Source organism: Haloferax elongans ATCC BAA-1513, from assembly GCF_000336755.1.
Classification (GTDB): domain Archaea; phylum Halobacteriota; class Halobacteria; order Halobacteriales; family Haloferacaceae; genus Haloferax; species Haloferax elongans.
In genome coordinates, this window is record NZ_AOLK01000022.1 from 145,568 (window position 1) to 169,192 (window position 23,625).

Consider the following 23,625-nt stretch of genomic DNA (forward strand, 5'->3'; position numbering starts at 1 on the left):
AGCAGGAGGCCTCAGACATCGAACGTCTCGAACGCCCGCCCCGGCGGCCGGGGTTTCGCGTTCAACTCCCATTCGAGACCGTATTTATCGGTGAACAGCCGGTGGTGTGGCGCGGTGTGTTCGACCTCCAGCCCGGCTGCCTCGGCGCGCTCGGAGATTGCCTCGAAGGAGTCGTCGTCGACGGCCAGCGCGACGTGGTCGACCCTCCCGTCTGCGAACGCCGCTGTCTCGGCTGCGACGGCGAGGGTGAAGTCGTCGCGTCCGAGAAACGACATCGTCGGGGTGATGCCCGCTTCGCGAGCCTCGTCCCAGTCCATATCCTTGGGGAGTGTTCCCGGCTTGTCTCCGCGGACTCCTTCGCGGAAGAGCACCTCCATGTCGAACAATTCCCGGTAGTACGCCTCACCGTCCGGGAGGTCGTCGACGAGGAGCACGAGATGGTGGAGTCCGTGGATGGTCATACTACCTGTCGTTCCGGGGAGGTAATGAGAGTTGGTGGCGATTCCCGACGGCAGTCTGGGGGAGAGAACTGACTCGGACTCACGACTTGTACGCCTCAATCGTAATCCTTCCGTCCGCCTGGATGCCGAACCAGAAGGCACTGAGGATTGTCGCAATCGAGAGCTGTGTCGTCAGGCCAGCCCACGCGAGGAGCGACCACGACGCGAGCGTGACAAAGTAGCCGAGCGAGTTCGTCGAGGTGGTCGCCTCGGAGTCGAAGAGTAGTATCGCACCGACGCCACTCACCCCGGCCAGTATCATCGAGGGGTGGCCACGCAGAAGCAGTGCCCCACTCGCCCCGACGAGACTCACCACGGTACCGACCGCATCACGCGAGATGAACGAGAGGAGCGAAACACCGCTCCCCTCGGTCGATTCGCTGGCGTCATCCATAGACGAGTGCGTTTCGGATGGCCGGATATGACAATTTGGGAATCGGACTGGTGGGGTACGGACCGCGAAAAATATCCAAACTACCGGTCGGATTACTCAGTCTCGGAGATGATGAGGACCTCGATATTGCCACCGTAAGGGTCGTCGATGTGCCCGCTGGCGTCGCGGAAGAGCGCGTGCAGACTCACGTTGACCGTGTCGCCGTGAACGTCAGCGTCGGTCTGAATCTTCTCGGTCATGATGTGGTGGTCCTCGCCGTCGTAGCCGATGTCGAAGCTCTTGATGGCTGTCTCTGCGGCGATAATCCGTCCACGAACACCGACGTCTTTCGAGGCAGTGTACTCGTGTCCTGTAACGTCCGAGAACGAGAACTGGACTGTTTCTAATTCAGTTGGCATTGTGTAACACCGACTAGCAAATGTTTCTGAGACTACAAATACATTATTATATTCTAACTATTTGGTATCGGAATTTGTGCTGTTGGCGGTGCGTCTTGCGGTTTTGTGTTGTGGACGGTGGTCTTAGAGTTCGGGTGGTTTGGTTGTGGGTTTGGGGGGTGGAGAATTGAGATACAGAGGAGGTCTGTAGCGAGGTGTTCTCGGGATTAGATTTGGGGACGAATTGGCCAATCAATTTTGCTTGGTTCTATACCAAATCAGGGTTCCACCACCACACTTTGGTATCTGACATTTTCTGAATCTGAGTCTGATATGCGGACTTCAAAACTCAACTCAGTACTATATCATGTGAATACTTCTGAGGCGTTATCTGCCCCCTCATGTTCAATTGAAAACTCCACCATTGTCTTTCGATTAGTCCGCTGTATAATTCACTTCCACTCCGCTCTGGCTACCGTTATGTGTCTCCCAGCCCACTGTATTAGTACCCTTTGGGAACACAGGGTAAATGGCTAATTCAGAATCCTGACGATTCTGCTAACTCGGGTGCAAAGTCCGAAGCCTTTCCCGTTAATCTCTCAAGGGGTATATTAGCACGTCACCAAGACGTTGCTGACGCCATATGAGGCGTCTAAAACAAGTATCTAGGAGGTGAACACAATCTCCGAAAAGCGACTAATCGTAGTCGCAATCTGTGGGACAATCCTCGTCTTGGCTGGCCGGCCAGAAGGATTTGTCCTAGTCTCGATTGCGGCTACGATGACGACTGAATAGCCTACTGAGCAACCTTTTTTTGCTACTTAGCGGCTTTCAGTGGACACGGTGCGGGATGATAGGGTGTCCGACTGAAGGTATGACTGTGTGACTAATGTAACTTTCTAAAGACCAATTGCACTTTCTGAAACTAAATTTGTATACCACTCTGGACACTCCCGGTACGACTACTTAGGATTAATCGAGACCCTGCATGCAGTAGGTCGCCAGAGACAAACCTGACCCAGAAAAGATATTTGAACGTCGGAAGACGGTCCTCCTCGCTGCGCTCGTCGGCTGCGACTTCCGGGCTCGACGCTCAGCTCCGTGCATAATCCACCCGACGCAAGGAGTTCTCGCCGGAGTCCTGACGGACTCACGGCTCGAAGGGTAGCGTCGGGAAAAGTATGGGACCGCTGAGAGTCGAACTCAGGTCCTACCGACCCCATCGGCAGAGGATACCACTACCCCACGGTCCCAGGGTGCATTCAAAGCGATGCGTGTCTCGCGGTTAAGCCCTTCGTTTCGTCGTCGGGGAGCGAGTGTCTGTCGTGCGAATACGTCGCAGTCATCGACCCAAATCGGGGGATACGACTTTACGCTCGCGCTAACTACTGACAACACAATGCCAAGTGTCCTGGATGCAATCCCGTTCGACCTCCTCTATCTGGGTACGGTAGCCCTCGTCGTCGTCGCCGTCACGGTTGGCGGCCTGCGATGGTGGTCCCTCCGACGCAACGAGGATTCGCACCCACCGGAGCGACAGCCCGAGGAGTCCCACGGCTACCCACTGGCGTCGTGGCGATACGTCTACGACCTCGACAAGCCGGATGCGAAGCGGGCAGTCAATTCCGTCAACGAGCAAGCCGAAACGCTCGCCAAGGCAGAAAAGAAGCGCCGATAGAAACACGACTCGGGGGCGGCCTCCGACGAGAACTCAGACCAGAACGCTCTCTAAGGAGACGACAGTTCCCGATTCCGCGTCGGCGTCGCCGGTAAGTTCGCCCAGACAGACGGCCGAGCCGTTTTCGGTGTAGCACGCTACCAAATCGCCGCGAGAGGCGTCGTCGTCGACGGCCAGCACGCCGGGGGCGTACACGGGCGCACCGTTTGCAACCTCCCGGGCGGCGTTGTCGGCGATGGTGACAGACGGGAGGTGCGTCAGGGCGCGCTCGGCGGGTGAGACGACGTCGCGAATCCACGATTCGTCGCCCTCCTCGGCGAACGCGAGCGCGTCTTTCAGGTCGTGGATATCCACGAGCGTCGTGTCGTCGAAGGGGTCGGTCGCGGTGCGGCGCAGGTGGCCCATGTGGCCGCCGGTACCGAGCGCGAGCCCGATATCGTGACACAGCTTCCGGATGTACGTCCCCGATTCACACCGAATGCGGAGGAGCGCCTGTCGGTCGTTCACTTCGAGGAGGTCGAGGTCGTAGATTTCGCGCACGCGCAGGCGACGCGAGACGGCCGATTTGCGCGGCGGTTTCTGGTAGAGTTTGGACTCGAACTCCGCGACGGTCGATTCGATGTCGGCGGGCGCAGGGCCGTGAAGTTCCAGCACGGAGACGTACTCTTTCGAGCCTTCGAGGAACACCTGCGCCATGCGGGTGGCGTCGCCGAGAAGAATGGGGAGACAGCCGGTGACTTTGGGGTCGAGCGTCCCCGAGTGGGCCGCTCGGTCGAGGTCGGCCATATCGCGGACCCACCCGGTCACCTGGTGGGCCGACGGCCCCGGCGGCTTGTCGAGATTGACGACGCCAAAGGAGAGGAGCGCGTCGAGACTTCGGTCTTCGGGCGGGTCGCGGAGCATGGTCAGAAGTCGTAGCGGACGCCTTCGACGGGATACTTGCCTTCGTCCGCTGCCGGGTCGTACGAGTCGACGACCGCGGTACAGATGGACGTCACCTCTTCGGGACCCCAGCGAGCCGTGTTGAGCGCCACGTCGTAGATAGAGAGGTCCGTGATGTCGATGTCGTAGTACTCCTCGTAGCGAAGCGCCTCGCTCTCTTCGCGGGTGACAGTCTCCTCGCGGGCGATATCTGCGTCTTTGTCCTCGCGGTCGGCGATGCGCTCGGCGCGAACGTCGACGGGAGCGTCGAGCCAGAACCGAAGGTCGGCAGCGTCGCCAGCTAACCAGCCTGCGAGACGCGATTCGAGCAACACGTCGTCGCGTTCGAGTGCGATGTCGCGGAGGCGACGGTCCAGGTCGCGGTCGATTTGGTCGTCTTCTTCTGCGAGTTTGTTGAACTCGACCGCAGACATGTCGTGTTCGGCCGCGAGTTCGCGAAAGATGTCTCCACCGCTGATGTGTTCGAGGTCGAACGCCTCGGCGAGTGCGGCGGCGGTCGTACTCTTTCCGCTGCCCGGTGGACCGGAGACGGTCAGTAACATATCCATGCTCGGGTGGGTCGCCTAAAAGAGGTTATCGTTGGCGACGGCCCCTGTGGGGGCTTCTCACGCCCGAGCGGAGCGGAGAGGAGAAGAAAGTGCGTCCGTCAGGCGGACGACGGCGTCATGTCGATGTTGAGCGCCTTGCGGATAATCTGGGTGAAGCCCATCGAACACAGGAAGTACCAGACAATCCACGCCTGCATGGGACCGAGGACGCCCGCCGTCCAATCGACGGAGCCGACGAGCGGGAGCACGATGTTCTCGGTGATGATGTGCGGCTCTGCGTTCCCGCCGACGCCGATGGCCCAGTACATCCAGAGGAACACCGGAATGGTGAGGAACATAATCCAGACCATCGGGCGGAACTGCTCTTTGAACATCCCCATCTGGTCGCCCATGGCTTCCATCTGCTCTTCCTGGATCTTCTCCAGTGCGGCGTCGTCACCGCGTTCCTTGGCGTCCTTCTGCCGCCGTTGGATGTCCTTCATCCGCTCTTGGTACTTGCCCATCTTCTCCATGTCCATCAGGTTCGCCTGCAGGAGCGTGGAGTAGAGGCCAGTTGCGAGCGCGAGCACCATCACGACGGCGTAGAACGGGAGCATCTCGGCCAGCGGGCCGAGCGCGAGGTCCATAGCGCCGCCGATGATGTTTCGGACTTCGGAGACCGAGTAGCCGAGGAACAGGCCGACGGTCACGACGGCCGCGCCCTTGTCGTACTTCGACCACGAGGAGTCGCCGGTGTCGATAGACGGCGTCGACGTCGACGACGAACTCGTCGAAGAATCGTCGTCTTCGAGACCGGCGCGTGCACCTTCGGGGTCCGCGAGTCGGAAACCCTCCTCGCCGTCGACGAGGATTCCCTTCTCGATGAGACGACCCCACTGACCACTCGTGAGTTCGTCGCGGACGTCCGCCCACTCGACTTCGCCGCCGTCCGCCCGTTCGAGGACGACTTCGACGGCGGTGCGCATGTCGGCGTCTGTGCCGACGAGGTCGCGCACCTTCGATTCGATTCGTGCCATTACGGACTCGTTGGCAATCGGCCGTTATCAAGCTTTTACTCTGTGGGCGTGAGCGCGCACAAGTGAGACTCGCCGCTAGACGGACGATAGCGTCGAAAAAGACGAAATGGAGGCTTACGCGTCGTCGACGATGTCGGCGACGTCCTCGAAGACCTCGTCCGGCGTCTGCTCGCCGTCGACCTCGACGAGGACGCCCTCGTCGCGGTAGTGTTCGATAACGGGAGCCGTGTTCTCGTCGAAGACCGACAGGCGCTCGCGGACGGTCTCTTCGGTGTCGTCGTCGCGCTGGATGAGTTCGCCACCGCACTCGTCGCAGACGCCCGCTTCTTCGGGCTGATTGAACTTCACGTGGAAGTTGGTGCCGCACTCGGAACAGACGCGGCGGCCGGTGAGACGCTCGACGAGTTCGTCTTCGGCGACGTTCAGGTAGACGACAGCGTTGAGGTCCGTAATCTCGGTGAGGTACTCCGCCTGCGAGAGGTTTCGCGGGTACCCGTCGAGAACGTAGCCGTCGGCGTCCTCCAGAGCGGCCTTGACGATTTCGTTGACGACGGCGTCGGGGACGAGTTCTCCCTTTTCCATGAACGACCGCGGCGTCCCGTACTCCGTCTCCATGTCCTTGTTCGCGCGGAGCGCGTCACCTGTGGTGACGTGTTCGACGTCGTACTCCTCGGCGAGTCGCTTCGACTGCGTGCCCTTCCCGGCGCCGGGGGCACCGAGCAGGAGGATGCGCTTTCCCATATCGTCCACCACCCGGCGAGAGCATATAGTGTTGAAGATACGCGCCCAGTTCTGCGACGAAAGTGCTCCATGGTACCGCTTTCGTCCCCTCTCTATCGAGGGCGTCACGAAGGACGAGACCCGAACGACACAGATACAAGAACTATTTGCTGGTTTTTCTGACGTGGAGCGACACGTTCAACGGGAACGACCACGTTGTCACGACTGATGCGTGGCTTACTGTCCAACACTGGTCCCTTCGCGCGGCTGATTGGCTGGTGGCACTCGCTCGACCGTGGGTGGCAGGCGACCACACTCGGTGTCGTGCTGGTGAGCGCCCTCTCCGTTGTTGGGCCGTGAGTGAGGATTCTCGGGGACCGCTCGACGCTGTCCGTCGCCTCCTTCCCGGATTCGCACTTCTCGTCCTCATCGCCACCGCTTCCGTTCTCCTCGCGGACGCTGTTCCGGGCGTGAACGCTCTCCTCCTCGGCGTCGCACTCGGTGCACTTGTCGCAAATACTGCTGGTGTCCCCGACATCGCACAGCCGGGAATCCGAACACGGAAGCTCCTCCTCGAAACCGGAATCGTCCTCCTCGGTGCGCGAATCGCCATCGACGAACTCGTCGCGTCGGGGCCGATGCTCGTCGGCGCTGTCGTCGCGACTGTCGTCGCGAGCGTCGCGTTCGTCGAACTCATCTCACGACGCGTGTTCGGACTCGCCGACGAGATGGGGTCGCTTCTCGCAGCGGGAGCGAGTGTCTGTGGCGTCTCCGCGGCGACGACCATCGCGGGGACCATCGACGCCGACGGAGAGTCGCTGACGCACGTCGTCGCTGCCGTCCTCCTGTTCGACGCACTCACGCTCGCCATCTTTCCCGCCCTCGGTAGCCTCCTTCCGCTGTCCGGGCAGCAGTTCGGTATCTGGGCTGGTCTGAGCATGTTCAGCACCGGCCCCGTCACTGCCGCCGGATTCGCCCATTCGGATGTCGCCGGGCAGTGGGCTACCGTGACGAAACTGGCGCGCAACTCGATGCTCGGCGTCGTCGCGCTCTGGTACGCAGTGCACTACGCGGGCGGGCGCACGGACAGTCTCGCCTCGGCGGCAGAAGGCGTCCCACGGTTTCTCGTCGGATTCGGTCTCGTCGCTGCGGCCGCGAATCTCGGCCTCTTCGACCCGGAGACACTGTCGATAATCGACTCGGCGAGTGGCGCGCTGTTCGCCCTCGCGTTCGTCGGGTTGGGACTCGGCGTTCGGGTCGATTCGATGCGCAAGACTGGCGTGGCACCTGTCGTCGTCCTCGCGGCACATCTCGTGGCAGTGAGTGTCGTCTCGTTGGGGCTGGTCCTCGCCATCTTCTGAAGGGCAGGTACGGCGCGCTAATCGCTCTAGAATCGACACGACGCGGGCGGTTTTTGTACCGAGGGAGTAAACGACCGCTCATGACCCGATTCGAGGCCGACACGTCTCGCGAGCGCCGGAAACTCTTCGCTGACGCAGTCGTGGCGCACCGAAACCGCGGCAGCGCCTTCCTGACTATCGAAGCGGACCGCGACCCTGACCTCGACGGTGAGGACGCTCCCGGCCCGTGGGTGCAGTTCTCCGATAAGACGTTCAACATGGACGTGACCGACGAGGAACTCGACCGGCTGAAAGACCTACTCTCGTCGTTTCCCGAGTTCCGAATCGACCAGTTAGAGAGCCCCGAAGAGGCCGAAGGAACCAACGTTCGCATCACTGCGCGCTCGGACGCGAACCGACTCGCTGGATTCGCCGACGAGGTGTTTCAGGCGGTATACGGCCGTGCGGAAGACTATCGTGCGTGGGTCGTCGCTATTTGACGACCGAACTAAACGAACGTGATATTTCTGCGGCGAATATCACCTATTTCCGGACATGATTTGGGAACTTCTAAACCAGTTGGCTCCCAAGAAAGCGGTATGACTTCCCGACGGTCACGTTGTGGACCGGGCCGTGCTGTCCCGGCACAACACCGCTCCGCCGGGTCGAATCGACTACTGTACACCCCGTATCAATGTGCACGAAACCATGACTGACGAGGTCGAGTCCCTGTTCTCGCGTCCGCTTCTCCCGCTTGCGAACGAGGCGGACGCCGAGGCGAGTTGTGCTGCCGCAGCCCCCCGTATCGTGGCCGAAGGCGGCCACGCGTACGTCGTCCACGTCATCGAGAAGGCTGGCGGTGCCCCCGACAAGGCCAGCGTCGAGCAGCGCGAAACGGTCGCGGAGGACATCTTCTCGCTCGCCCGCGGCGTCGCCACCGAGGCTGGCATCGAACTCGACACCGACCTTCGGTTCGGAACCGACGTCGGCGACGCGATTCTCGATGCTGCCGAGGATATCGACGCGACAGCCATCGTGTTTACGCCCCGCGGCGGCCGGTCGTGGTGGGACCTGTTTTCCGGTGACGTTCGGGACCGACTCGTCCGCAACAGCGACCGCCCGGTTGTCGTGTTGCCAGCACAGCGCGATGACCACTCCGAGACGATAGACGGTGAAACATGACTGACGAAGAACTCGCAAAAGACCTTGGCCCGCTCGCAGCGCTGACGATTGGTATCGGGACGATGATTGGTGCCGGTATCTTCGTTCTCCCCGGTGCCGCAGTCAAAGAGGCGGGGCCGCTCGCTGCCGGTGCATTCGTCCTCGGTGGCACCATTGCCATCTTCACCGCTGCCTCCGCCAGTGAACTGGGGACTGCGATGCCGAAATCCGGCGGTGCGTACTACTACATCAACCACGCACTCGGCCCACTGTTCGGGAGCGTCGCTGGCTGGGGCAACTGGATGGGCCTCGCGTTCGCGTCCGCGTTCTACATGACTGGCTTCGGGCAGTACGTCGTCACGTTCCTTCCCGTCCCGAGCCTGTCTATCGCCGGGATAACTATCTCCGGTGTCAAAATCGTCGCACTCGCTGGCGGTGCACTGTTCGTGTTCATCAACTACGTCGGCGCGAAAGAGACCGGGAAACTACAGAACGCGATTGTTCTGATTCTCCTCGCAATCTTGGCCGTCTTCACCGTGTTCGGCCTGCTGAACGCCGACCTCGCCAAGCTTCGACCGTTCGTCCCGCCGGACAAGGGCATCAGCCCGCTGCTTCCCGTCACGGGCCTCGTCTTCGTCTCTTACCTCGGATTCGTCCAGATTACCTCGGTCGCCGAGGAAATCAAGAACCCCGGTAAGAACCTGCCACGTGCCGTGCTCGGGAGCGTTATCATCGTCACCGCGGTCTACGCACTCGTCCTCGTAACGGTGCTTGCCGCCGTCGACAACAGTCTCGTGGCCGGAAACGAGACCGCAGTCGTCGACGTGGCTCGGCACCTTATCGGTCCGGTTGGTGCAGGGGCGATGCTCTTCGGAGGACTCCTCGCCACGGCGTCGTCCGCGAACGCCTCCATCCTCGCGTCCTCGCGCATCAACTTCGCGATGGGGCGCGACCAAATCGTCTCGTCGGAACTCAACGAGATTCACCCCCGATTCGGAACGCCGTACCGGTCGATTGGAATCACTGGTGGGTTCATCCTGCTTTTCATCCTCTTGGCCGACGTGGGAACGCTCGCGAACGCCGGGAGCGTGCTCCACCTGATTATCTACGGCCTGCTCAACGTCTCGCTCATCGTGATGCGCGTGTCCGACCCCGAGGATTACCAACCGGACTACCGGGTGCCGCTGTACCCGTTCACGCCAATCATTGGGGCGATTACGTCGTTCGCGCTCATCGCCTTCTTCGCCAACACCATCGTCCTGCTTGCGGTTGGATTCGTCGTGTTCGCCATGATTTGGTACGCGGTCTACGCCCGCGGCAAGGCGACGAAGCAGGGCATCCTCGGGAAGTACATCCTCTCGCGGTCGGAGCAGATTCCCGACGCTGCCGTCTCGGCGACCACCTCGGTCCAACCTGACGGTGGCTACCGCGTCATCGTCCCGCTGGCCAATCCCGAGAGCGAGGCCGACCTCATCAAACTCGCCGGGTCGGTCGCGAAAGCGCGGAACGGAACGCTCGTCGGTGTCCACATCGAACAAGTTCCCGACCAGACGGCACTCGAATCTGCCCGCGAAGAATTCGACTTCGCAGAGGCGGACGAACTGCTCGAGCAGGCCCGCATCGACGCCGACGAACTCGGTGTCCCAATCGAGACACACACCATCCTCTCACACCGGTCGTTCGAAGAGGTGTTCGACGCCGCAGAGACCTACAACGCCGACCTCATGGTGATGGGCTGGGGTCCCGACAGTCACGGTGCGCCCGGCCGCGCAGAGAGTGCCATCGAAGAGATGACCCACTCGCTGTCCTACGACGTGTTGGTCCTGAAAGACCGCGGCTTCGACCCATCTCGCGTGCTCGTCCCGACCGCCGGTGGCCCGGACTCCGACCTCTCGGCGTCCGTCGCCAACGTCATGCAGGAGTTCTACGACTCTGAAGTGACGCTCCTGCACGTCGCCGACGACAAACAGGAGGGTGAAGCCTTCCTCCGCGAGTGGGCCGAAGAGCGGGGCCTCGGCGATGCCAAACTGGTCGTCGAGACCGGCGATGTCGAGCGGGCAATCGAGTCGCACGCGGCCGATTGTTCGCTCCTGTTCATCGGTGCGACCGAACGCGGCTTGCTCTCACGCCTCGTCAGAGGGGCGCTGGTGCTGAACGTCGTCGACGACGTCGAGTGTTCGGTTCTCCTCGCCGAACAATCCAGAAAGCGGAGCCTCCGCGAGCGGCTCTTTGGGTCGGACTGAGACGCGCACCCACTACTGCGAATCGAGTTTCTGTTTTCGGCGATTCGCCGTTTTCGATGCTTGTTTAACGCAGCGAATTTCCAACGCAGTTTAATTTGATATGAGTTCACCCCCACCACGGCATCTATAATCACCCCTCTCGTACCGAACTCTATGTCGAGTACATCGGGTCTGACGTTCGACACGGTGGACGCCCCGGTCGAGGCGGAGGGGAAGTACGTCGATGTCGGCGACGTGACGCTGTATGCCGTCGAGGCAGGGCCTGAAGACGGTGACTTGGTCGTCCTTCTCCACGGTTTCCCGGAGTGTTGGTACGCGTGGAGCGAGTACCTCCGCCCGTTGACGCAGGCGGGATACCGGGTCGTCGTTCCCGACCAACGGGGCTACAACCTGAGCGACCACCCGGCAGCCGTCGATGCCTACCACATCGACGAACTCGCGAGCGACGTCGTCGGCCTTATTCGGGCGCTCGGCAAGGAACGCGCCCACATCGTCGGCCACGACTGGGGCGGTGCCGTCGCGTGGTGGACCGCGCTTCATCACCCAGACCGAGTCCACTCGCTCACCGCGATGAACCTCCCGCACCCAACCGTCTTCGCACGGCATCTGCGACGTGACCCGGCACAACAGCTCAAGAGTTGGTACGTGCTGTTCTTCCAACTCCCAAAGGTTCCAGAGTTACTCGCACCACTCGGTGACTATGCCCTCCTCGAACGGACACTTCGGGATTCGGCACTTCCGGGAACATTCACACCGACGGACCTCGAACACTACCGGAAGGCGTGGGCTGTCCCCGACGCCTACGGGTCGATGGTCAACTGGTATCGTGCTGTCGTGCGCAGTCGGCCAGAACCACGAGAGACACAGGTCGATGCGCCCACGCTCGTCGTCTGGGGGAAGCGCGACCGATTCCTTCGCCAGAAGATGGCCAGAGAGAGCCTCACGTACTGCGCCGACAGTCACCTCAGGACGTTCGACGATGCGACACACTGGGTCCACCACGAAGAACCGGTGGCGGTCGCCCGGGCGCTGGTCGACCACTTCGACGACGCGTGGCGGACACCGAACAACACGCCCGACGAAGCCGGCCACCGACCAATCTAAGTCGGGCATCGTCTCGGTTCTGTGGGTGTACTGCGAAGCGGCTCACGTGTGAACGACAGCGAAATCGTCAGTCAAAAGTAGGGTCTGTTTGGGTGTTCCTCGATTCCCCTATATAGGTCCACCGAGGGAACTTAGCGAGGTTCTTGTATCACCGGCCAAGAGACAGCAATGACGCGGGAGCAGTCCGGTGGTGGGAGTTTTGTATCCCTTCGTACCGCGCCGCGTCCTTCTTCATGAGCAGGGACGGGGGACCGTCCCACTTTCCTACCACTCAGAGATGGGATGAGTACGTTCTTACTCACGCGCCGCTGAGCGCGAATATGACCGACCTCGGAAAGGTCGACCGCGACTTCTTCACCGAGTACATCTACCCCCATCTCGGTGCCTCCCGAGACGACGTGACGCTCGGCCCGACACACGGCGTCGACTTCGGAGTGCTCGATATCGACGGCACCGCCGTCGCGCTCGCGACCGACCCACTTTCTGTCCTCCCGGAACTCGGCTTCGACCGTGCAGGTCGATTCGCACTCGACATCGTCCTGTCGGATGTCGCCGTCTCCGGTCTCGACCCATCACATCTCGCCATCTCCTTTACGCTCCCTCCGGAGATGACAGACGACCAGTTCGCCGAACTCTGGACCGCGATGCACGACGAGGCCGACGACCTTGGTGTGAGCATCGTCACCGGCCACACGGCCCGCTATTCGGGCTGTTCGTACCCGTGGGTCGGCGGCGCGACCGCCCTCGCAGTCGGCGACCACGACAACCTGATTCGCCCCGACGGTGCCCGCCCCGGCGATGACGTGCTCGTAACCAAGGGTCCGGGCGTCGAGACTACTGGCCTCCTGACGACGCTCTTCCCGGAGGGGTTCGACGACCTCGACCCGGCGGTCCTCGCCACTGCACAGGACAGGCTAGACGAGACTGACGCCGTCCGCGACGCCATGACCGTCTCGGCCGCTGGTGGTCGCAACGTCCACGCCATGCACGACGCCACCGAAGGCGGCCTCTACGGCGCACTCAACGAGATTGCGAACAGTGCTGGCGTGCAACTGGAGATAGACACGTCGAGCATTCCATTCAGACCCGGCGTCCGGGACGTCTGTGACTACCTCGACATCGACCCGTGGCACTCGACGACTGCCGGAACGCTCGTCATCGCCACGGACCCGGCTGTCACCGACGATGTGCTCGCCGCACTCAGTTCGCGCGGGACACCAGTCGGTGTCGCGGGAACTGTCGTCGATGGCGATGGTGTCGTCGTCGATGGCGAGCGAGTCGAACACCCCGACGTCGACCCGGCGTGGGACGCCTACGACCGACTGGCTGGCAGACGCGACGACTAACCACCGACAGGAGTCCTCGAACTATCCACCCCGAGGAGTATGCCTTGCCGTATGGCTCGCGAACCTACTTCGCAGAAAACGCCGTAGTAGTGAGTATGAGTGACGGCGACCCAATCACCATCGCAGACGCTCGTGAGATGGACGTGGCAGACCCGCTTTCGGACCTACGCGACCGCTTCTACATCCCCGATGGCGACCTCTACATGGACGGGAACTCGCTCGGCTTGCTCTCGAAGGACGCCGAAGCAACCCTCGAACACGTCGTCGACGAGTGGCGCGAACTCGCCATCCGCGGGTGGACCGACGCCGACCCCGACTGGCACAGCTACGGCGAGCGACTCGGCGCGCGTCTCGCCCCGCTCGTCGGCGCGAACCCAGAGGAAGTCGTCGTCGCGAACTCCACGACGGTCAACATCCACACGCTCGTCGGCACCTTCTACGACCCCGACCGCGGCGAGAAAATCGTCGTCGACGACCTCGACTTCCCGACCGACCACTACGCGATTCGGGCGCAACTCCGCCAGCACGGCCGCGACCCCGACGACGCCCTCCGAGTCGTCGAGAGCCGCGACGGCCGAACTATCGCCACCGAAGACGTGCTCGACGCCATCGACGACGACGTGGGGATGGTGTTTCTCCCCTCGGTCCTCTACCGGAGTGGCCAACTGTTCGACATCGAGGCTATCACCGAGGCGGCCCACGACGCAGGCGCGCTGGCCGGATTCGACCTCGCGCACTCGGTTGGCGCGGTCCCCCACGACCTCTCGGACATCGGCGTCGATTTCGCCGTCTGGTGTAACTACAAGTACCTCAACGCCGGTCCCGGTGCGATTGCGGGTCTCTACGTCAACGAGCGGCATTTCGGCGTGACGCCCGCGCTCGCCGGCTGGTGGGGCAACGACAAGGAGACGCAGTTCGACATGGCGCTGACCTACGACCCCGAACACTCCGCCGCCGCGTTCCAAACCGGGACGATTCCGATTCTCTCGACTGCGCCCCTCGACGGCGCACTGGATATCGTCGAAGACGCCGGTGGCGTGGCCGCGCTCCGCGAGAAGTCCCTCGCGCTCACCGACTTCCTCATCGACCTCGTCGGCGAGAAACTGCCCGACTGCGAGGTCGGCACCCCGCGCGACCCGGCGGCCCGCGGCGGCCACGTTGCGGTCGAACACCCCGAAGCGTACCGCATCAGCCTCGCGCTCAAGGAGCGCGGTGTCGTCGTGGACTTCCGCCAACCGAACGTCATTCGCATCGCGCCGATTCCGTCCTACGTCGGCTTCGAGGACGTGTTTCAGGCGGTCGAGCACTTGCGTGAGGTGCTTGATGAAGGAGAGTACGAGGAGTTTGCAAAGCAAAGCGGCGGGGTGACGTAATTCGATGCAGTCAGAAATATAACAAGTTAGCAGAACACGTTCGTATGGACCCCGAGACGCAACTCCTGTCGATACAGCGGTGGCTCATGTTCATCTCGCTCCTTCTCATCGTTCAGACCTACTACATGACCTTGAGTAACTATTCAATTTTCTCCGGTGTTTTATTACCTCTTCTCGGCATGCTCGGTTTCTTCGTCGTCGTCTGGTTCGGGCTGACGTTCGTCCAGTAGCTATCGTCGAGAGAAGAGGAGAGCAGCGTTCCGAGTCTTGGACTCGCCCGTTTACCAGTCGATAACTTCCTTATCCCGCCAGAATTTCCCCGACGGGCTGCCCGCTTCGAATCTCGCAAGCCACGTCGGTGTCTCGGCACCCTTCTCTACGGGGCGGTCGGCTTCCTCGCCGCCCATGTCGGTTCGGACCCACCCGGGACAGACCGAGTTGGCGATGAGTCCATCCTCACCGTACTGGCCGTCGAGGTAGACGGTGAGGCCGTTGAGGCCGGTTTTCGAAATTCGGTACGAGGGGAAGCCACCGGATTGGCCTTCTTCGAGCGCGCCGAGTCCGGACGAGACGTTGACGACGCGACCCGCGTCGCTCTGAAGGAGGAGCGGAACGGCGTGCTTGCACATGAGTACCGGCCCGCGAAGGTTGACACCGAGGGTGCGGTCGATTTTGTCAGTCGGTTCGGCGACGATGTCTTCCTCATCCCCGCCGATACCGGCGTTGTTGACGAGGATGTCGAGTTTCCCCTGGTCGGCGAAGATGCCATCGACGACGTCCTTGATGTCGCCTTCTTGGGTCACATCGAGGAGGACGCGCTCTGTCCCCTCGGGCGTCTCGTTCGTGACGCTTCGGGACCCGGCGTAGACCGTCGCACCGAGGTCGCGGAGGTTTTCGGCGATTTGGCGGCCGAGCCCCCGATTCGCGCCCGTGACGAGGGCGACCTGTCCGTCGAGGTCGTCGTAGATGTCGGGTTCCATGCGAGTCCGTGAGCACTCACCCGGGTTATTCTCACCGAAAACGACCGAACGGGAAAGCCGGAGTCAGTCGATGTCGATATCGAGTTCGCGGAACTCGTCGCCGGTCCACTCGTGAGCGGTGAGTCGCCCGTCAGGAGTACAGATGAGATAGACGTACCCCGGCCACGACGCCTGCTCGCGGTCGGCGGCGCTTGGGACTGGCTCTGATTCTGGGTGAGAGTGATAGAATCCGACGACTTCGTGACCCGCAGCCTCGGCCTCGTCGAAGGCGGCGACCGTCTCCGAGGGGTCGAGTTCGTAGGCGACGCGTGGCTCGTCGGCCACGTTCGAAATGGGGAGTGAGGCGGAGATGGTAGTGGTGGTTCGGTCGCCGACGAGGACGCCACAGACTTCTGCTGGAGGGTCGCTGGCGGCCCCGTCGCGTGCGTGCGAACGAATCTCGTCGCGGGCGGATGCGGCGAGCGAGAGCTTACTCGAAGTCACGGCGCATCGCGATTTCGAACCACGGGCAGAGACGCAGTTGACGGTACCACTTGGGGTGGTCGTTGAGGTGCTCGTAGTCCACCCAGAGCATGCCGGCAATCTCGTCTTCGTCGGGGTCGAGCGAGGTGTCTTCGAGGGTGACCTTGAGCACGGCGCAGACTTCCCATTCGAGACCGGAGTTGCCGTAGTAGCGCTTGTACTCGAACTTGTCCGTCACGCGCAGGTCGGAGTACTGGTCGGGCGTGATACCGAGTTCCTCTTCGAGGCGCTCTTCGGTCGCTTCCTCCTGCGTCTGTCCCTCGACGGGGTGGGAGGCGACGGTGCCGTCCCAGTGGGTGTCCCAGAGACGCTTGTTCGGCGCACGCTGGGCGAGAAGGAGTTGCCCCTCTTCGTTGAACACGAGACACGTGAAGGCCCGGTGGCGGATGCCATCGCCCGTGTGGGCGTCGAGGCGGTTGACCGTTCCCTCGGCGTTGTCGTCGGAGTCGACGGCGATGACGTCCTGTTCGGCGTTCTTGTGGATTTCAGTCGCTTGAGAGGCCTGTGTGTCGCTCATGTCACGTTCGTCGAAGTCGGGGGACAACTAAGCTTCGATGCGACGCGGTGAGGTCGGCGCGTGGAGTGCGGTCCTCAGCCTAACCGTTTCCTCAGCCCAACCGTTCGTCGAGAATGAGGCGCGTCTTCGTACTCTTCACGTCGTCGTGCTCGCGCGCTCGCGTGATGAGTTCGTTCACGGCGCGGGTGTCGGCGGCGTCGACGACGAGGACGATATCCTCCTCACCGGAGACCTGCCAGACGAAGTCGACGTCCTTCCAGTCGGCCATGCGCTCGGAGACGCTGTGAGTGTCGACGTCAACCGCGACGGTCACCTCTATCATCGCCTTCAGGTTTCCCGTCCGGGTCGAGATCGTGAATCGCTCGATGACGCCTTCTTCGACGAGTCGCTCGACACGGTTTCGGACCGTCCCTTCGGACGTTCCGACTTCGGCCGCAATCTCCGTGTTCGGGGTTCGTGCGTCCCGCCGGAGGATGTCGAGGATTCGCCTATCCAACTCGTCCATATCTTTCCTGGCCACCCCAGCGACTTACCGATTACGAATTTCGTAACTCGGCTTCGAAAGCAACACTTATGCACCCGTGTTCCGTTCGTTTCTCGTAATGTCGGACGCCTATCTGGCCCTGGAAGACGGCCGCGTGGTCGAAGCGCGTGGTCGCGTTCCGGGACGTACACGTGGTGAACTGGTGTTCACGACTGCATACACCGGGTACGAAGAGAGCTTGACTGACCCATCCTACGAAGAACAGGTTCTCACCTTCTCGTACCCTCTCATCGGGAACTACGGCGTCCGAGCGGAGCGATTCGAATCCGACCGGGTTCACCCGCGCGCCGCTGTCGCCCGTGAGTTCACCGAAGAAGTCGTCGAGTGGCTCGCCGAGGAAGACGTCCCGGCGGTCGACCACCTCGACACGCGCGACCTCGTCACGTCGATTCGCGAGGAGGGCGCGATGAAAGTCGGTATCGCGGTCGGCGACGACGCGACGCCCGAAGCCGCAAAAGAGGAACTGGCCAAGTGCAAGGGTATGAGCGACCACACCGAAATCGGCGCACAGGTCACGACGCCCGAGCCAGTGACCTACGAGGGCGACGGCGACACCACCGTCACGCTCGTCGACTGCGGTGCCAAGCAGTCTATCGTTGACTCGCTCGTCCAGCGCGGCGCGACGGTCCACGTCCTTCCGTACGACGCGTCGCCCGAAGACGTCGACGCGCTCGACACCGACATCCTGTTCATCTCCAACGGCCCCGGCGACCCCGAAAACTACGAGCCGACCCACGAACTCGTCGATTACTTCGCAGGCGACGTTCCGATGGCGGGCATCTGTCTCGGCCAACAGATTATCGCCAGCGCGCTCGGCGGCACCACCGAGAAGATGGCGTTCGGACACCGCGGCGTGAACCAGCCCGTCCGCGACATCGAGACGGGTCGCGTCGTCATGACCACCCAGAACCACGGCTACACCGTTGCTGACCCAGGTGAACACCTCGACGTCACCCAAATCAACGTCAACGACGACACTGCAGAGGGCCTCGCGAGCGAGGAACTGGACGTCATCACGCGCCAGTACCACCCCGAAGCCCACCCCGGCCCGAACGACACGCTCGACTTCTTCGACGACGTCCTCGCGATGACGGAGTCAGAGGGAAACGGGCGTAAGCGGCGCGTCGTCGCCTCGGACTGACCGAACGGACGTTTTCTTTTTTCGACGTAGATAGCTCTGTGTAGCTCCCGCTTTCTCGACACTGGTCGCTGTGCATCCCTTCCGATTGTCCTCGAACGACAGACAGTCACCCCACAGAAAGGCCAAAGATGCTTGGGAGTCATTATTAGCCATGGAGGAGGTGTCGTTTCTCGAACTGGCGTTCGACGAACTACCGACAGAAGTCGCGATACTCGATAGCCACGGCGACATCGTCTACACGAATCGAGCCTGGCGAACGTTCGCCAGCGCGAACGACTACGTCGGATCGCCGGACTCGCTTGGCGTCAACTATCTAGACACGTGCGACGCTGCCCGTGACGACGAGGCAGTCGCGGGCGTCGTCGCCGACGGGATTCGGGACCTCCTGCAGGGAACACAGGACCTCTTTACGGTCGAGTACCCGTGTCACTCGCCGTCTGAGTTTCGGTGGTTCACGATGCAGGCGGTGCCGTTCGACACACCCAGACACGGCCGGTTCGCCCTCATCGTCCACCAGAACATCACCGAGCGTCGCCTCATGGAGTTGCAGATAAGCGGGAAGAATCGTCAACTCGCGATGCTCGTCGGGTTCCTCTCGGCGGAGCTTCGTGAACCGCTCTCGTCGGCGATGGAGACTGCTAGTCGGCTGGTCGCCACCGATGGTGCAGACGCCGCGGTGCTCGCCGAGGCCCTCAAGCGTATGGACAGCGTCGTCGAGCAGAGCGTCGCGCTGTCGAGCCATACCGCACGAGTCGACACGCAACCGGTCGACTTCCGGTCGGCAATCGAAGTCGCGTGGGAGGATATCGACCCCGCCGGTGCGTCGCTTCGAATCGTCGGACGCGGGTATCTCATGGCCGACGCTCACCTCTTTGGGTTGTTCTGTAAGTTGCTTCTAAACCACAGCAGCCATCGGGGCGCGACCGCCGCGTCCCTCTCGCGAATCATCGTCGGCACGACCAGCGACGGGTTCTTCATCGACGACGACGGCCCGCAAATGTCGGCCAAAGAGCGCGCTCAATTCTCCGACGACGAACTTCTCGGTGCCGACTACGAGATGGTCGACACTGCAATCGTCTCCCGCATTGCCGACCTCCACGGGTGGGGGCTCGAAGTCACTGACTCCGAACTCGGCGGTTCGAGATACGAAATCGACGGGGTGACGTGGACCTGAGCGTGTCGACGGTGCGGCCTACGTGAGGTCCGCTTCCATCACGAACGTCGGCTCGTCTGCGAGGTCGCTTCGGGCGAGTGCAACGTCCGAGAGCCATTCGAGTGCTTCCGGGACGAGCACTCGCGTCCGGTCGGCACCGACCGCCGCGGCGTCGCGGCGAATCGCGTCCATGAGGGCACGGCAGGCGTCCGCGTCGGTCCACGCGGCGACTGCGTACTCCGCCCACGTCACTTCCGCCCCGTCTTCGGGTTCGCGAGTGTAGGTTCGAACTCGGTGGGTGAAACCCGCGACTCGCTCGTCGGCGACGACGAAGAGACGGTCGTCGGCCGCAGCATCGTGAAGTCGCTGGCGAGTCAACTCCGAGAGCGCCCACGACTCGTCGGGGTCGAGTGCGAGCCCGGAGAGTTCGGTTCGCATCTCGCTGCCGGTCCAGAGCGCCCACGCCGCGTCCGCATCGTCGCCGACGCGGTAGTCGAACTCGCTGCTTCCGGCGTCAGCGTCCGGTTCCGGCATCGCCCACCGGAACTCCACACCGGGTTCGAACCCGACGTGACGGGCGTTCGCGAGACTGGGCATGTTCCACGAGTGAATCATGTTCCGAGCGCGACGTGCGCCCTGCTCGCGCGCCCAGTCGAACAGCGCGTGGGTGAGCGTCGTCGCAATCCCCTGCTCGCGGTAGTCGGGGGCGACGCGCATCCCCTGTGCCCACGCCTCGTACTCCGAGAGCATGACCATCTGGGCGATGGCGGCGATATCGTCGGAGGGCGTCTCGTCGCCCATATCGACGAGGAGGGTCGCCTGTGTGGGGTCGTCAGGGGCAATCCAGTCGTGGTAGATGTCGGGGATATAGTCCGAGCCGTCGCGGTCGGCCCACGTGTCGCGGGTGAACGCTGCGACCGCGTCGTAATCCTCGGGTCGAGCGGGGCGTATCTCCATCAGGTCACTCCCACGGCACGGAGCGCTGTGTCAACTCCCCGGCGAGGTCTCGGCCCATCGCCTCTGCGGGGTCCGAGAGGTTCGCAAGCGCCCACATGAGCTTCACTTTCGCCGTTCCCGGCAGGGTGTCTCCGGCTTCGACGACGCCCGCATCGAGCAGGTCGCGGCCCGTGTCGTAAACCCGGTCGCAGACGCGCCCTTCGAGACACTGCGAAGTCATCGCGACGACAGTGCCGTCGTCGACGAGTTCCTCGATACGCGGGATGAAGTCGGTGTGGACGTGTCCGAGACCCGTCCCCTCGATGATGAGGCCGGACTTCTCGTCGAGGTAGTCCAGCGCGGCGATGTCCATCCCGGGCGTGAACTTCACGAGTTCGACCTCGTCGTCGAGGTCGGCGTGGAGTGCGAGGTCGGTCTCGCCTCGCGGCGTGTAGCCACGACGGAACGTGATTTCCTCGCTCTCGTAGTCGACCTCACCGAGTGGCTTCGCGCCGATGGTCTGGAAGGCGTCGCGGCGCGAGGTGTGGTTCTTGCGGACGCGCGTCCCCTCGTGGAGGGCACAGGCGTCGTCGGACTCGGAGGCGTGCATGCAAATCATGACCTCCGCTGCGTCGCCCTTCGCGGCCTCGACGGCGCAGACCGCGTTCATAACGTTGTCTGAAGATGGGCGGTCCGCCGAGCGCTGGCTTCCCGTGAACACGATGGGAACGGGCGTATCGAGCATGAACGCCAGCGCCGACGCGGAGAACTGCATCGTGTCGGTCCCGTGCATGATGACGACGCCGTCGGCTCCGGCTTCGATTTCCTCGACGACGGCCTCCGCGAGGTCGAACCACACGTCGGTCGTCATGTTCTCAGACAGGATGTTGGCGACGACGCGGCCGCGGTAGTTCGCCCGCCCTGCGAGGTCCGGGACGGCCCGAAGCACGTCTTCGGCGTCGAACTGGGCGGTCACCGCACCCGTGCGGTAGTCGACGGTCGAGGCGATGGTCCCGCCGGTGGAAATAAGCGAGATGGTCGGCAGGTCCTCGTCGAACTCGATTTCGGAGGTCCCGTCGCTGTCGGTCTGTGCGTCTTCGATGTCGTACACGTCGGTTTCGAGTACGTCGACGTCTGCGTCCTCGCGCGCGATGCCGATGTTGTACCCGCCGTCGAGCTTGACGACGAGGTACTCCTCCGTCGAAGAGGGCATCAGGACGCCTTCGTTCGTGACGCCCGCGCGGGTGACGCGGACGAGGTCCCCTGCGTTCATATCGCGGGATACCGCGGGGTCAGACTTCAAACCCACCTTTTTACCGGAGGGATGGCAGCGCCATCCCTCCGGCAAAAACCTGTCTCCGTGAGCGTGAGCGAACGGAGGCTCGTGAGACGCAGCGCGTCTCACAGTGGACCAAAAAGAGCCGAAAAGCTCGCTTCGCTCGCTTTCGGTACGGTAGCTGGAGCGATTTTCCTCAACGGCACATTCCGACGAAAGTGCATAAATGGCAACCAAAAATCATTTTGTCCCAAGGGTCGTCGGCTACAGTATGCCCTCCAGCATACTCCTCCAGTCAGGCGGCGGCGCAGGTGCGGTGTTCTTCCTCTTCTTCCTCGTGACGATTGGGTTAGCCGTTTGGACGTACAGCGACGCGCGGCGGAACAGCGGTCACCCAGCGTTCCTCTGGGCCATCGTCGTCTTTCTCGCCCCAATCCTTGGAATCCTCCTGTACATCCTTCTCGGCCGGAACTGACGGGACTGCGACCGCGACGACTCGGTGACGGTCACCGTGGCAAAGACATTGTAACGCTAGTTTCTGACGAACAGCGCACGCGGCACAAGAGCCATCAGCCTCCCGGCCGTCCTGACACACATGCAACGGTCAGACCAACGCGAGTCTGAGCGGTCCGCCGAGGACATCCTCTCGGACCTCGACCTCGGCGAGGACGAGTCGTCGTCGCCGCCGCCGACACAGTCGGGCGGCGGGAAGACAGGACGCTTCGATGGCCTGTTTTCTGCCCGGACGTTCCTGCTCGCGCTCGCGCTCTCCATCGGCGGCCTCGTCGTCGGCGGTGCCATCCCCATCGTCGGCTTCATCGGCCGCTTTGTCGGTATCGCCGCTGCCGGGTTCCTGCTCGGACTCGTCGGCTCGAAACGCCGGTACGTCGAAATCGGACTGGCCGGTGCCATCGCTGCGGGGCTCGCGTTCGTCCTCTCGACGCTGGCTTCGGTCTTCGCGCCGTTTGCGGTGCAGTTGCTCGCAGACTATGGGCTCGCCATCGCGGGCGTGGGTGCACTCAGCGGAGGGCTCGCAGGGCTCGTCGGACACTATCTCGGGCGCGACCTGCGCGACGGGCTGACCCGCGACGTCTGAAAAAAGCTGTCGTCAGTGGTCGGCTGTCGACGACGCGATATCCCACCTGTCGCCGTCGTAGGTGACGAGGCCGTTGTCGGCGAGGTGGCGGAGTGCGGCGTCGACCGCTTCGGGGTCGGCGTTGACGTCGCGCGCGACGCTCTCTGTCGCGCTCGACCCGTTCGCCAGTGCCGCGAGAATCTCCGCGTAGAACCGGCTGTCTGCGTCGACGCCGAGGCGGTCGTTGATGCGGTCTAACACCTCTGTTTGTTTTCCTTGCACCCAGCGCTGTGCGAGCGAGAGTTCGTTGTCGAGGTCCTCTAACTTCCCGAGTTCGCGTGCGAGTTCGGCGATGTCGTCCGTATCGCTATTGTCGAGTTCGAGTGAGACGTGTGGGCACCGCCCGGCCATGTCGAGGCTCGGACTCGGTGGGTAGGCGCTCTTGGCACCGAAGCCGTAGCGCGAGACGTTGACCTCCAGTCGGAGGTTTCGAGAGATATGAAAGTACTTGCGGCGCTGGTCGTCGGTCCGGGACTCGATGAGCCCCGCGTCTTCCAGCTTCCGAAGGTGGTCGATGACCGCCTTCGGGCTGACGCCGAGGTACTCGCTGATCTCGGTGACGTAGCACGGTTTGTGCGAGAGCAACCGGAGGATTCGTCGCCGGTTTTCGTTCCCGAGTAAGTCGAGCAGTACCGCGGAGTCCATTATCCGACCATAGTCCGTGGGCGGGCAAAAGCCC

At 62.5% G+C, this 23,625-nt stretch carries 28 protein-coding genes and 1 tRNA gene; 14 read left to right on the forward strand and 15 right to left on the reverse strand.

The window, feature by feature from the left end; genetic code table 11:
* Nucleotides 1–11: 11 nt before the first annotated feature.
* The 4 genes from C453_RS15225 to C453_RS15240 form a co-directional block, all read right to left on the reverse strand.
* Nucleotides 12–461, reverse strand: coding sequence for a VOC family protein (locus C453_RS15225; protein ID WP_008325781.1), 450 nt, complete (start codon nt 459–461; stop codon nt 12–14).
* A 79-nt stretch (nt 462–540) separates the two neighbouring features.
* A complete protein-coding gene (locus tag C453_RS15230) occupies nt 541–894 on the reverse strand; it encodes a hypothetical protein (protein WP_008325782.1) in 354 nt (117 codons plus the stop codon).
* A gap of 92 nt (nt 895–986) precedes the next feature.
* The gene (locus tag C453_RS15235) at nt 987–1,292 is read right to left on the reverse strand and encodes a hypothetical protein (protein ID WP_008325784.1); all 306 of its coding nucleotides are present in this window, start codon (nt 1,290–1,292) and stop codon (nt 987–989) included.
* Between the two features lie 1,161 nt (nt 1,293–2,453).
* A tRNA-Pro gene (locus C453_RS15240) sits at nt 2,454–2,524 on the reverse strand.
* Nucleotides 2,525–2,670: 146 nt separating this feature from the next.
* On the opposite strand from C453_RS15240, the gene C453_RS15245 reads away from it, so the two are divergent.
* Nucleotides 2,671–2,949: a hypothetical protein gene (locus C453_RS15245; protein WP_008325786.1), complete on the forward strand. Its 279-nt coding sequence runs from the start codon at nt 2,671–2,673 to the stop codon at nt 2,947–2,949.
* Between the two features lie 33 nt (nt 2,950–2,982).
* On the opposite strand, the gene C453_RS15250 is transcribed toward C453_RS15245, so the two are convergent.
* The 4 genes from C453_RS15250 to C453_RS15265 all read right to left on the reverse strand — a co-directional run bounded on the left by C453_RS15250 (nt 2,983) and on the right by C453_RS15265 (nt 6,196).
* Nucleotides 2,983–3,852, reverse strand: coding sequence for an RNA-guided pseudouridylation complex pseudouridine synthase subunit Cbf5 (locus C453_RS15250; protein WP_008325790.1), 870 nt, complete (start codon nt 3,850–3,852; stop codon nt 2,983–2,985).
* Nucleotides 3,853–3,854: 2 nt separating this feature from the next.
* Nucleotides 3,855–4,433 (reverse strand): (d)CMP kinase, encoded by a 579-nt coding sequence (gene cmk / locus C453_RS15255; RefSeq protein WP_008325792.1) that lies wholly within the window; start codon nt 4,431–4,433, stop codon nt 3,855–3,857.
* A 104-nt stretch (nt 4,434–4,537) separates the two neighbouring features.
* Entirely contained in the window at nt 4,538–5,455 is a 918-nt protein-coding gene (locus tag C453_RS15260; RefSeq protein ID WP_008325793.1) for a DUF106 domain-containing protein, read from the reverse strand.
* A 114-nt stretch (nt 5,456–5,569) separates the two neighbouring features.
* The gene (locus C453_RS15265; RefSeq protein ID WP_049907737.1) at nt 5,570–6,196 is read right to left on the reverse strand and encodes an adenylate kinase; all 627 of its coding nucleotides are present in this window, start codon (nt 6,194–6,196) and stop codon (nt 5,570–5,572) included.
* A 207-nt stretch (nt 6,197–6,403) separates the two neighbouring features.
* Between C453_RS15265 and C453_RS20845 the strand changes: the two genes are divergently transcribed.
* The 9 genes from C453_RS20845 (at nt 6,404) to C453_RS15305 (ending at nt 14,972) form a co-directional block, all read left to right on the forward strand.
* On the forward strand, nt 6,404–6,535 hold the full coding sequence (locus C453_RS20845) for a hypothetical protein (protein WP_275039776.1): 132 nt from the start codon (nt 6,404–6,406) through the stop codon (nt 6,533–6,535).
* A complete protein-coding gene (locus tag C453_RS15270; RefSeq protein WP_008325795.1) occupies nt 6,532–7,536 on the forward strand; it encodes a YeiH family protein in 1,005 nt (334 codons plus the stop codon). The genes C453_RS20845 and C453_RS15270 overlap by 4 nt, the downstream gene beginning before the upstream one ends.
* 80 nt (nt 7,537–7,616) lie before the next feature.
* Nucleotides 7,617–8,015, forward strand: coding sequence for a hypothetical protein (locus C453_RS15275; RefSeq protein ID WP_008325796.1), 399 nt, complete (start codon nt 7,617–7,619; stop codon nt 8,013–8,015).
* Nucleotides 8,016–8,223: 208 nt separating this feature from the next.
* Entirely contained in the window at nt 8,224–8,697 is a 474-nt protein-coding gene (locus C453_RS15280; protein ID WP_049907786.1) for a universal stress protein, read from the forward strand.
* Nucleotides 8,694–10,919 carry an amino acid permease gene (locus tag C453_RS15285; protein ID WP_008325798.1) on the forward strand — a complete coding sequence of 742 codons (2,226 nt, stop codon included), beginning with the start codon at nt 8,694–8,696 and terminating at the stop codon, nt 10,917–10,919. Before C453_RS15280 ends, C453_RS15285 begins: the two co-directional genes overlap by 4 nt.
* Nucleotides 10,920–11,072: 153 nt before the next feature.
* On the forward strand, nt 11,073–12,023 hold the full coding sequence (locus C453_RS15290) for an alpha/beta fold hydrolase (protein WP_008325799.1): 951 nt from the start codon (nt 11,073–11,075) through the stop codon (nt 12,021–12,023).
* 320 nt (nt 12,024–12,343) lie between these two features.
* The gene (locus C453_RS15295) at nt 12,344–13,369 is read left to right on the forward strand and encodes an AIR synthase family protein (protein ID WP_008325800.1); all 1,026 of its coding nucleotides are present in this window, start codon (nt 12,344–12,346) and stop codon (nt 13,367–13,369) included.
* Between the two features lie 95 nt (nt 13,370–13,464).
* Nucleotides 13,465–14,742 (forward strand): kynureninase, encoded by a 1,278-nt coding sequence (gene kynU, locus C453_RS15300; protein ID WP_008325801.1) that lies wholly within the window; start codon nt 13,465–13,467, stop codon nt 14,740–14,742.
* Between the two features lie 44 nt (nt 14,743–14,786).
* Complete coding sequence (locus C453_RS15305; RefSeq protein WP_008325802.1) at nt 14,787–14,972, forward strand: hypothetical protein; 186 nt, start codon at nt 14,787–14,789, stop codon at nt 14,970–14,972.
* Between the two features lie 51 nt (nt 14,973–15,023).
* On the opposite strand, the gene C453_RS15310 is transcribed toward C453_RS15305, so the two are convergent.
* The 4 genes from C453_RS15310 to C453_RS15325 form a co-directional block, all read right to left on the reverse strand.
* Nucleotides 15,024–15,722 carry an SDR family NAD(P)-dependent oxidoreductase gene (locus tag C453_RS15310; RefSeq protein ID WP_008325803.1) on the reverse strand — a complete coding sequence of 233 codons (699 nt, stop codon included), beginning with the start codon at nt 15,720–15,722 and terminating at the stop codon, nt 15,024–15,026.
* Nucleotides 15,723–15,785: 63 nt separating this feature from the next.
* Nucleotides 15,786–16,205 carry a desampylase gene (locus C453_RS15315; RefSeq protein WP_008325804.1) on the reverse strand — a complete coding sequence of 140 codons (420 nt, stop codon included), beginning with the start codon at nt 16,203–16,205 and terminating at the stop codon, nt 15,786–15,788.
* On the reverse strand, nt 16,192–16,761 hold the full coding sequence (locus C453_RS15320) for an NUDIX hydrolase (protein ID WP_049907738.1): 570 nt from the start codon (nt 16,759–16,761) through the stop codon (nt 16,192–16,194). Before C453_RS15320 ends, C453_RS15315 begins: the two co-directional genes overlap by 14 nt.
* Nucleotides 16,762–16,852: 91 nt before the next feature.
* A complete protein-coding gene (locus C453_RS15325) occupies nt 16,853–17,266 on the reverse strand; it encodes an Lrp/AsnC family transcriptional regulator (protein WP_008325818.1) in 414 nt (137 codons plus the stop codon).
* Between the two features lie 97 nt (nt 17,267–17,363).
* Between C453_RS15325 and carA the strand changes: the two genes are divergently transcribed.
* Together carA and C453_RS15335 are read left to right on the forward strand one after the other, a co-directional pair.
* Nucleotides 17,364–18,446 carry a glutamine-hydrolyzing carbamoyl-phosphate synthase small subunit gene (carA, locus tag C453_RS15330; protein WP_008325819.1) on the forward strand — a complete coding sequence of 361 codons (1,083 nt, stop codon included), beginning with the start codon at nt 17,364–17,366 and terminating at the stop codon, nt 18,444–18,446.
* 151 nt (nt 18,447–18,597) lie between these two features.
* The gene (locus C453_RS15335) at nt 18,598–19,620 is read left to right on the forward strand and encodes a sensor histidine kinase (RefSeq protein WP_008325820.1); all 1,023 of its coding nucleotides are present in this window, start codon (nt 18,598–18,600) and stop codon (nt 19,618–19,620) included.
* An 18-nt stretch (nt 19,621–19,638) separates the two neighbouring features.
* Here C453_RS15335 and C453_RS15340 read toward each other — a convergent pair whose 3' ends face one another.
* Nucleotides 19,639–20,556, reverse strand: coding sequence for a GNAT family N-acetyltransferase (locus C453_RS15340; RefSeq protein WP_008325829.1), 918 nt, complete (start codon nt 20,554–20,556; stop codon nt 19,639–19,641).
* Nucleotides 20,557–20,560: 4 nt separating this feature from the next.
* Complete coding sequence (gene gatD, locus C453_RS15345; RefSeq protein WP_008325831.1) at nt 20,561–21,808, reverse strand: Glu-tRNA(Gln) amidotransferase subunit GatD; 1,248 nt, start codon at nt 21,806–21,808, stop codon at nt 20,561–20,563.
* 274 nt (nt 21,809–22,082) lie between these two features.
* On the opposite strand from gatD, the gene C453_RS15350 reads away from it, so the two are divergent.
* On the forward strand, nt 22,083–22,286 hold the full coding sequence (locus C453_RS15350) for a PLDc N-terminal domain-containing protein (protein ID WP_008325842.1): 204 nt from the start codon (nt 22,083–22,085) through the stop codon (nt 22,284–22,286).
* Nucleotides 22,287–22,406: 120 nt separating this feature from the next.
* Nucleotides 22,407–22,907, forward strand: a complete 501-nt coding sequence (locus tag C453_RS15355; protein WP_008325843.1) for a hypothetical protein — start codon at nt 22,407–22,409, stop codon at nt 22,905–22,907.
* A 12-nt stretch (nt 22,908–22,919) separates the two neighbouring features.
* Here the strand turns inward: C453_RS15355 and C453_RS15360 are convergent, their stop codons facing one another.
* Entirely contained in the window at nt 22,920–23,591 is a 672-nt protein-coding gene (locus C453_RS15360; RefSeq protein WP_008325844.1) for an ArsR/SmtB family transcription factor, read from the reverse strand.
* Nucleotides 23,592–23,625: the final 34 nt, after the last annotated feature.